Source organism: Fusibacter sp. (assembly GCF_057447755.1).
Genome location: NZ_JBVBZF010000144.1, coordinates 1 through 8,628, shown reverse-complemented (window position 1 = coordinate 8,628; position 8,628 = coordinate 1). Strand labels below are relative to the sequence as shown.

The window sequence follows — 8,628 nt, the reverse complement described above, 5'->3', positions numbered from 1 at the left end:
TTTTATCACTTGTTTCTGTTAAGCAACTTCCATCACCGAAATGATTTCCATAAGCTCAAAGAATTGCGTGTTTTAATTCATTTGCGCTATTCAATTTTCAAGGTCCTGTGTTGTTATCGCTAAAGGCTTAAGCCTTGCGGCGACTCCCTTATAATATCATCAATGTTTTTGCTTGTCAACATCTTTTGATATTTTTTTTAACTTTTTCTAAACACAAATTTTACAAATCCAATTTCATTGTTTTTATTCAATTTGATGTTTTCGTGCGGTCATCGCTGACTGCTTAGTTATAATAACACCATTCAATTTCATCGTCAACCCCTTTTATAAAAGAAATATTATTCTGACAATTCCATTTCTTGATGAATTAAATCTATTTCGGGCAAAGTTTTTTTTCCTTCCTATATATACAAATATTTATCAAACATTGAACCGCATATTTTGATTATCTTTTGGATATATGACTTTATCATTTTGCATATTTTTATGTATTATGATGTGAATACTTTCAAAGAATTCATTCTGGTTACCCTCTAAATCAATAAGCTTATTACATTCATTTTCAAAGTTTTCTTTTTAAAACACAATCATTTAACCGCTTTTCGCAAGTTGGTAATTCTTTCTCAAAGAACTAATGATATACAATAAAAAAGCTTGGTGTATTTATGCACACATGCAATACACCAAGCATTATCTTTTTTAAATTGCTTAATCTCTATTAATCATTCAAATCTCTTACCAACTCATTAATGGACTTGTAGTTATTTTCCAGCAGATACTTTCTAAGGCCCTCTAATATTTCTTTTGTAATTCTAGGATTAACAAAGTTCGCAGTTCCAATTGCAATCGCATTAGCACCTGCTAAAAAGAACTCAATGGCGTCAATTGTATTGGAGATACCTCCCATCCCAAGGATTGGTATTTTTACAGCATCATAGACATCATAGACCATTTTCACCGCTACTGGTTTAATGGCTGGTCCAGAAAGACCGCCGCTACCTCTTTTGAGAACGGTTTTCTTCTTATTAATATCAATAACCATTCCAGAAAGGGTGTTGATCAATGAAATACAATCGGCACCCTCAGCTTCTGCAATGAGTGCAATTTCTTTAATGTTCGTTACATTTGGCGACAATTTAACGATTAAATGCTTTTTCGAAGCTTTTCTGACTCTGCTTACAACTTCCTTTACCACCTCTGGATTGGTACCAAATGCCAAACCACCATTTTTTACGTTTGGACAAGATATGTTCAGTTCTAATGAATCAACATCTTCTTCAGATAAGATTTCCGCCATTTCACAATACTCTTCAATATTGTTACCGTTTATATTTGCGATGATTTTTGTATCAAATTGTCTTAGGTAAGGAATTTCTTCAGCGATAAACTTTCTTACACCTGGATTTTGTAGTCCAACACTGTTGATCATACCCATTGGTGTTTCTGCAATTCGAATACCTTCATTTCCTTGTCTTGGCTCTAATGTCAATCCTTTAACCGAGATTGCACCGATTTCATTTAGATCAATATAGTCTGCATACTCTCTCCCAAACCCAAATGTACCTGACGCCACAGTGATCGGATTCTTTAAGGACAGACCATTTAAATTAACACTTAAATCTATTTTACTCATCAAAGATCACCTCATCACCATAAAACATTGGGCCTTCTATGCACATTCTTGAATGTTTAAAGCCAAAATCACCTTCTTTGGTCTTACAGGTGCAAACTAAGCAAGCACCAATGCCACAGGCCATTTTTTCTTCCATCAATAGTTGGACAGGGTTGTTAAACTGACTACATATCTTTTGAACGTTTTTGAGCATTACAGACGGCCCACAAGCATATATCATATCATACTTTTCACCATTTTCTTCAAGCATCTCTTTTAACGGTTCTGTAATATAGCCACCTCTGAAATTAGAGTCGTTTTCAGATACAACTGTTAATGAGTTTGATATTTTTTCAAACTCAGGAATGGCGTATGGGGCGTCTCTAAAACCAAGAATGGTGTCTATTTCTACTTCCGATCCCATAAAATATTCACCTAATCCCTTTATAGGCGCAACCCCAATACCACCGCCAAGCAGTAAAATTCTTTTAGGCAGTTTAATGTCAAACCCATTCCCCAGCGGGCCCATCAGGTCAACATTTTCATTTACTCTGAGCCTACTTAGTTCTTCAGTACCCTTTCCCAGTGTTTTAATCGTGAACTCAAGTTCATGCTCATAAATGCCACTCACTGAAATCGGTCTCCTTAAAAGCATTGTATCTACTTTAAAGTTGAAAAACTGCCCTGGTTTAACAGTTTCCATATTTGCTGGTTTTTCAACTCTAATTCTGAAAACATCTTCAACCAGCTCTTGTCTACTAATGATTTTTACACTTCCTTGAAATTTCATTAAAGGTCTCCAATCTATAAGCTCAATAAATCCACTCTTTATCCTATTACCAATATTTTTTTTGGTCTGCTTCCAAAGCCTCATTGATGTCTTGTTGCATTTTTAAGACGGCTTCGCGAGCCGCTTCTTTATATCCTAAAGTCGATTTTTCAAACGCAAAAATAATGCCACGTGAATTATTTACAATCGCACCAAGTCCGTCTTTATTAAATGCACCTAAGACATCTTTTGCACCGCCACCTTGTGCACCGTAACCTGGTACGAGGAAAATTGCTTTTGGCATTCTTTTTCTTAATATTTCAAGTTCTTCAGGATAAGTTGCACCTACAACCGCACCTATAGGTGAGTACCCAGATTCACCACACAGCTCATCGTTCCATGTATTTACAATGTCAGCCACTTTTTCATAAATCGTGTCATCACCAGACTTTAAGTCTTGTAATTGACCAGAAGTCTTATTTGATGTTTTCACTAAGACAAACATGCCTTTTTCGTAGTCTTTAATGTCTTGAATAAATTCCGCCATGCAGTCATTCCCTAGGTAAGGATTAATTGTGGCAAAATCCGCCTCAAACGCACTGATATTTGTACCGTTAACATTAACTTTTCCAAGATGGGCATTAGAATATGCCTTTGAAGTAGAACCGATATCCCCACGTTTAACATCTGCAACAACAATTAGCCCCTTTGATTTAGCATAATCACATGCGTCCTTATAGGCAATCATCCCCTCTATACCGTATTGCTCATAGAATGCAACCTGAGGCTTAACAGCTGGTACCAAATCATAAATCGCATCGATTATACCTCTGTTAAATTCAATTAAGGCAAAAGACACCGCTTTCAGAGTATTACCATATAAGTCTAAATATTTCTCTTTAATAGCTGACGGTAGATTATCAAATCTCGGATCAAGTCCAACAACAATAGGACTTTTCTTTTCAATAATACGCTTAATTAATTGATCGCTTAACATATATTCACTTCCCTTTCAAATTATCTATTGTATACAACGCTACCCATATAAATGGTTTTTTTGACAAGTCCTTGAACTTCAAAACCTCTAAAAGGTGTATTTTTTCCCTTTGAGAGAAATGTATCTGGATTAATGACTTCCTTTTCATTTAGATCTATTAGAGTTAAATTTGCTTTATAGCCGACTTCTATGCTGCCTTCTCTTTCAAGCCTTCCAATTTCAGCTGGTTTATCTGTCATCATTGATATGATTTTTTCAAGTGAAATACTCTCTTTTAAAACCAAAGTGGTATAAGCCAAAGGGAATGCCGTCTCAATACCACTAATACCATAACTTGCATTGCCATAGCTCGTTTCCTTAGAAGCGATCTCATGCGGCGCATGATCTGTGGCAATAATATCAACCAGACCATTTCTAATACCTTCAATTACAGCTCTTTGCTCAACTTCATCTCGAATTGGTGGATTGACCTTTGAGTATGGATTCATGGGATCAATCATTGAAGTATTCAGTGCAAAATGATGAGGTGCAGCCTCACAAGTTACGGAAAGCCCTTCTTCTTTAGCTTCTTTAATGGCTTTGAGGGCTTCACTGCCACTCACATGGGCAACATGTAATATGCCATTTGTTTCTCTGCAAAGTGCAACATCTCTTTGAACCACTTTATATTCTGCTTCTATGGGATAAACTTCTTCTTTATATTGTGATGTTATGTTGTGATCTTCTGAATGTGTTATCACAGGAACGTTTAAAACTCTTGCGTTTGTAAATGCACTTCGCATAAAATCATCATTCATCGTCGTTCTGCCATCATCTGATATGGCCATGGCACCAGCCTTGATTAATGAAACGTGATCCGTTAATTCAGCCCCTTGTATATTCTTTGTGATTGCAGCAATTGGCCTTACATTGATCACAGCCGTTTCCTGAATACGGCGAAGTAAGTCCTCAAGAGTTTCTACACTATCAAGCGCAGGTTTAGTATTGGGCATACAGGCCACTGTGGTAAAACCACCTTTTGCCGCAGCCTCAGTTCCTGTTTTCAAAGTTTCTTTTATTTCAAATCCTGGTTCTCTCAAGTGTACATGTAGGTCTATAAAGCCCGGTGTAACGATTAGACCCTCTGCATCAATTTCATTTACAGTACCTTCAATTTTAAGCTTGCTCCCAATCTCTTTGATAAAGCCATTTTCAATAAGTATATTCAGCTTTTCATTGGTCCCCGTTTTAGGATTTACCACAGTGCCATTTTTTACGAGCAGTTTCAAATGCAGCCTCCTTATGAATTGGTCTCTCCTACTAATTTAGGGTACAAAAAAACCCTTTCGCACCTGCAAAAGGGTATAATGACACCATAAAATCTGTATAGTCGACCTTGCAGGTATCTCGTACCTGATTAAAGGTTATTAATTTTCTTCAATTTATCACACCTTCAAAACGATGTCAATAGGCAGAAGTGTTTAATAAAAAGTAATCATTTTTAAGATTGACGATTTGTTTCACTTTATGATATGATTGTTTATGAAAATTGAATAGACCTTTAATTTGACCCGAGAGGTTGAAAAGGAATAATTATCAATGGTTTTTTACAGGCATTTTATACCTTCGCGTCTCGCGTAGGTATTTTTTTTTGTCACGAACTGTGACAAGTTCCATACTTTAATCTGATTCTGTGAAATCAAAAGGAGGATAACATGAGACACTTAATTGAACCAGAAGATCTCACCCTAGATGAAATCAACGATTTGGTTGATGTCGGTCTAGATATGTATGACAACCCAAGGGTTTACAACAAGGTTTGTGAAGGCAAAATATTGGCATCATTGTTCTTTGAGCCAAGTACACGAACTAAATTTAGCTTTGATAGCGCCATGATGCGTCTTGGTGGAAATGTCATTGGCTTTGCTGATGCAAATACAAGCTCTGCACAAAAAGGTGAAAGTCTAGCAGATACCATTAGAGTAATGGGTTACTACTCTGACATTATCGTTATGAGACACCCAAAAGAAGGTGCGCCTAAGCTCGCTTCTCAATATTCTAGTATTCCAATCATCAATGGCGGTGATGGTGGTCATCAACATCCAACACAAACATTAACTGACTTAATAACGATTAAGAAGTATAAAGGACACATTGATGGACATAGCGTTGCTTTCTGTGGCGATTTAAAGTATGGCAGAACTGTACATTCACTTATCAAAACACTTGCAAGATTTGGAAACAAGAAGTTTTACTTGATTTCTCCAGATGAATTGAAGCTCCCATCATCTTTAAAGAGACAGCTCACTGAAAACTATAATGTAGAACTCATTGAAGTCAACTATATGGAAGAAGTCATCAACGAAGTGGACATCTTCTACATGACGCGTATCCAAAAAGAAAGATTCTTCAACGAGGAGGACTATCTCAAACTTAAGAACTCCTATAAGTTAACAAGAGACAAGCTTAAAAATTCTAAAGAAGATATGATAATCATGCATCCACTGCCAAGAGTAAACGAGATTGCTTATGATGTAGATGACGATCCAAGAGCTGTTTATTTTGAACAATCTCAATTAGGCGTCTATGTGAGAATGGCATTAATCACTAAATTATTGGAGGTGGGCCCATATGTTAGAAGTTAAAGGTATAGAAAACGGTATTGTTATAGATCACATGCATGCAGGTAATGGCTTAAAGGTTTTCAACAAACTTTTCGCTGAAACCGAAAACCCGGTGGTTTTACTAATGAATGTAAAAAGTGATGTACTAGGACATAAGGATATCATTAAAATTGAAAATACCTTTGAAGTAGATTTAAATATCCTTGGTTTAATAGACCCTAATATCACTGTTAATGTCATTCAAAATGGCGCTTTAATAGATAAAAAGAAAGTTGAAATACCTAAAGTCATCAAGGGTGGTATAGCATGCTCTAATCCTAGATGTATTACACATACGGATGATTATGCGATCCCTGAGTTTAAACTCGTTGGTGTCAACGGTCGCCTTAAATATGAATGTTCTTACTGCGAAGAAATTACAACCTATAAATTATAATAAAAAATGATACACTACCATGTTGACTTCCAATTAGCATGTTGTAAAAATTCAAACATTATACAAATAAAAGAGATGGTCGTTTGACCATCTCTTATTTTTATGCTTTGTTTTCTTAGAACCAACCAAAGATTAAGTTTAAGAATGTGAAGAAAATCAATACAGGTGCAACATACTTTGTAAGTACTTCGAAGATGCCCATCCATGCATGTGATAATTCGCCACCATTTGTAATTTCATCATCAACGTCTTCTTTAGTCATTACCCAACCCACAAAGATTGAGATGAATAGACCACCAAGCGGTAACATTAAGTCAGACATTTCAATCATCCAGTCAAAGAAACCAAATGAATGCATTACGCCACCTTTTAAAAGTGGTAATTTGAAATTAATGACACTGTTAGTTAATGATTCAAACGCACCTAAAGCAGTGATCGCTACTGTTGCAATAATTGTTGATTTCTTACGATCCCAACCCTTATCTTCAACAAAGTAAGCAACAACAACTTCAAGGATTGAAATAGATGATGTTAAAGCAGCAACTGCTAAGAGTACAAAGAACATGATTGCAAAGATGTAACCACCAGGCATTTGGTTAAATACGTTAGGTAATGTAATGAATACAAGACCTGGACCAGCACCTGGCTCAATACCGAATGCGAATACTGCAGGGAAAATAGCCAGACCTGCTAATAATGCGATTGCAGTATCAGCGATTGTTACTTGAAGTGCAGTAACGCCAAGATTTTCTTTCTTACCAATATAAGAACCGTAAGTGATCATAGTACCCATACCTAAAGAAAGAGAGAAGAAAGCATGACCAAGAGCTGACATTACAGCTGAAGCTGTTAATTTAGAAAAATCAGGTTGGAATAAAAATGCTAAACCTGCGCTTGCTCCTGGAAGTGTAATTGCTCTAATGTCTAGAACAACTATAATTGCTAATAATAAAGGCATTAAGATTTTTGAGTATTTTTCAATACCGTTTTTAACACCACCCAAAATGATTCCCGCTGTTAATACCATAAAGATTACTTGGAACAAAATTGGTTTCCATGGATTTACAACCAAACCACCGAACATGTTACCAAGTGCTTCTGGATCTTGACCAGCAAAAGAGTTTGTAATTGCTGAGAATACATAGCTTAATGTCCAACCAGCAACGACGCCGTAGAACGATAAGATTACAAATGCTGCAGCAAAACCTAACCAACCTGTTAAAAACCAAGGTGTATTTGGCTTTAACTTTTTAAACGAACCAATAGCATTTGCTTGAGCTCTACGTCCAATTGAAAACTCTTGAAGCATAACTGGCAAACCAATAAGTGCGATACAAACTAAATAAACTAAAATAAATGCTCCACCACCGTATACACCTGTGATGTATGGGAATTTCCAAATGTTACCTAGTCCAATTGCAGAACCAGCAGCTGCTGCAATGATACCAATCTTAGATGAAAACCCATCTCTTTGTTGAAGATTCTTATTTTCCATAAATCCCCCTCCTGATATTTCGTTGATCGTTGTTTAAAGATTCTGTTCTTTATTAAAACCACAATATCCTCCAATAATTCGTTCCCCAACTACTAAATATTGTGCATTTTTCTAAAGCGCAGACTTCTCTAAAGTTTAATAAAGTGTAACAAATTTTTTACTATCTTGCAATATAAAAAATAAATTTTATGATGCTAGAAGTTAATTTCGTTACAATTTATTAACACATTCAAATTTTATCATAATCCTTAAAATAAATCAACAAAATGTCAGATTATTCAATCAACTTTGCTTTCGATGATTTTCTCAGCAACTTTGATGCCGTCAACACACGAGCTTGTAATCCCTCCAGCATAGCCGGAGCCTTCTCCACAAGGATATAAACCTTTTACATTGTACGACTGTAAAGACTCACTATTTCTCAATATTCTAACAGGTGATGAGCTACGTGATTCAACAGCTGTTATGATGGCTCTAGGATCGTCAAAGCCTTTTATTTTTTTACCAAATGCACCAATCCCCTCTCTTAAGGCCTCGATGATATAAGGTGGAAATAGTTCTGAAAGATTTGTAGTTTTCGTTGATGGTGTATATGTTGCCTCAAGCGCACTGAATGCATCCTCATATGAAACGCCGTGCCCTTGATAAAAGGAAACCCTATCCATGTGACTGGTCTCATTCTTTTCATCCACCTTTAGAAATTCGCCCACAGTGGT

General features: G+C 36.2%; 8 protein-coding genes. 2 read left to right on the top strand and 6 right to left on the bottom strand.

The annotated features are described in order from the left end of the window. Positions 1 to 718 precede the first annotated feature (718 nt). Genes AC220I_RS14180 through AC220I_RS14165 form a run of 4 tightly spaced genes read right to left on the bottom strand, consistent with a single transcriptional unit; the run spans position 719 to position 4,646 of the window. Entirely contained in the window at positions 719 to 1,633 is a 915-nt protein-coding gene (locus tag AC220I_RS14180) for a dihydroorotate dehydrogenase (RefSeq protein WP_486724506.1), read from the bottom strand. Next, positions 1,626 to 2,402, bottom strand: a complete 777-nt coding sequence (locus AC220I_RS14175; RefSeq protein WP_486724505.1) for a dihydroorotate dehydrogenase electron transfer subunit — start codon at positions 2,400 to 2,402, stop codon at positions 1,626 to 1,628. The genes AC220I_RS14180 and AC220I_RS14175 overlap by 8 nt, the downstream gene beginning before the upstream one ends. A gap of 46 nt (positions 2,403 to 2,448) precedes the next feature. After that, on the bottom strand, positions 2,449 to 3,378 hold the full coding sequence (gene pyrF, locus AC220I_RS14170) for an orotidine-5'-phosphate decarboxylase (protein WP_486724504.1): 930 nt from the start codon (positions 3,376 to 3,378) through the stop codon (positions 2,449 to 2,451). A gap of 20 nt (positions 3,379 to 3,398) precedes the next feature. After that, positions 3,399 to 4,646 carry a dihydroorotase gene (locus tag AC220I_RS14165; RefSeq protein ID WP_486724503.1) on the bottom strand — a complete coding sequence of 416 codons (1,248 nt, stop codon included), beginning with the start codon at positions 4,644 to 4,646 and terminating at the stop codon, positions 3,399 to 3,401. Positions 4,647 to 5,072: 426 nt separating this feature from the next. Here AC220I_RS14165 and pyrB point away from each other — a divergent pair, with 426 nt between their 5' ends. Continuing rightward, positions 5,073 to 6,002 carry an aspartate carbamoyltransferase gene (gene pyrB / locus AC220I_RS14160; protein WP_486724502.1) on the top strand — a complete coding sequence of 310 codons (930 nt, stop codon included), beginning with the start codon at positions 5,073 to 5,075 and terminating at the stop codon, positions 6,000 to 6,002. After that, positions 5,989 to 6,417 (top strand): aspartate carbamoyltransferase regulatory subunit, encoded by a 429-nt coding sequence (locus tag AC220I_RS14155; RefSeq protein WP_486724501.1) that lies wholly within the window; start codon positions 5,989 to 5,991, stop codon positions 6,415 to 6,417. Before pyrB ends, AC220I_RS14155 begins: the two co-directional genes overlap by 14 nt. Before the next feature lie 115 nt (positions 6,418 to 6,532). Here AC220I_RS14155 and AC220I_RS14150 read toward each other — a convergent pair whose 3' ends face one another. Both AC220I_RS14150 and AC220I_RS14145 read right to left on the bottom strand, forming a co-directional pair. After that, a complete protein-coding gene (locus tag AC220I_RS14150) occupies positions 6,533 to 7,912 on the bottom strand; it encodes a sodium-dependent transporter (RefSeq protein ID WP_486724500.1) in 1,380 nt (459 codons plus the stop codon). A gap of 278 nt (positions 7,913 to 8,190) precedes the next feature. Next, positions 8,191 to 8,628 (bottom strand): FAD-dependent protein (locus AC220I_RS14145; protein ID WP_486724499.1); only part of this gene is annotated, 438 nt, incomplete at its 5' end.

Excerpts from the sequence above, each read along its gene's own strand:
- AC220I_RS14150 (WP_486724500.1), bottom strand. The coding sequence starts at position 7,912 with ATGGAAAATAAGAATCTTCAACAAAGAGATGGGTTTTCATCTAAGATT.
- pyrB (WP_486724502.1), top strand. The coding sequence starts at position 5,073 with ATGAGACACTTAATTGAACCAGAAGATCTCACCCTAGATGAAATCAAC.
- AC220I_RS14155 (WP_486724501.1), top strand. The coding sequence starts at position 5,989 with ATGTTAGAAGTTAAAGGTATAGAAAACGGTATTGTTATAGATCACATG.
- AC220I_RS14180 (WP_486724506.1), bottom strand. The coding sequence starts at position 1,633 with ATGAGTAAAATAGATTTAAGTGTTAATTTAAATGGTCTGTCCTTAAAG.
- AC220I_RS14175 (WP_486724505.1), bottom strand. The coding sequence starts at position 2,402 with ATGAAATTTCAAGGAAGTGTAAAAATCATTAGTAGACAAGAGCTGGTT.
- pyrF (WP_486724504.1), bottom strand. The coding sequence starts at position 3,378 with ATGTTAAGCGATCAATTAATTAAGCGTATTATTGAAAAGAAAAGTCCT.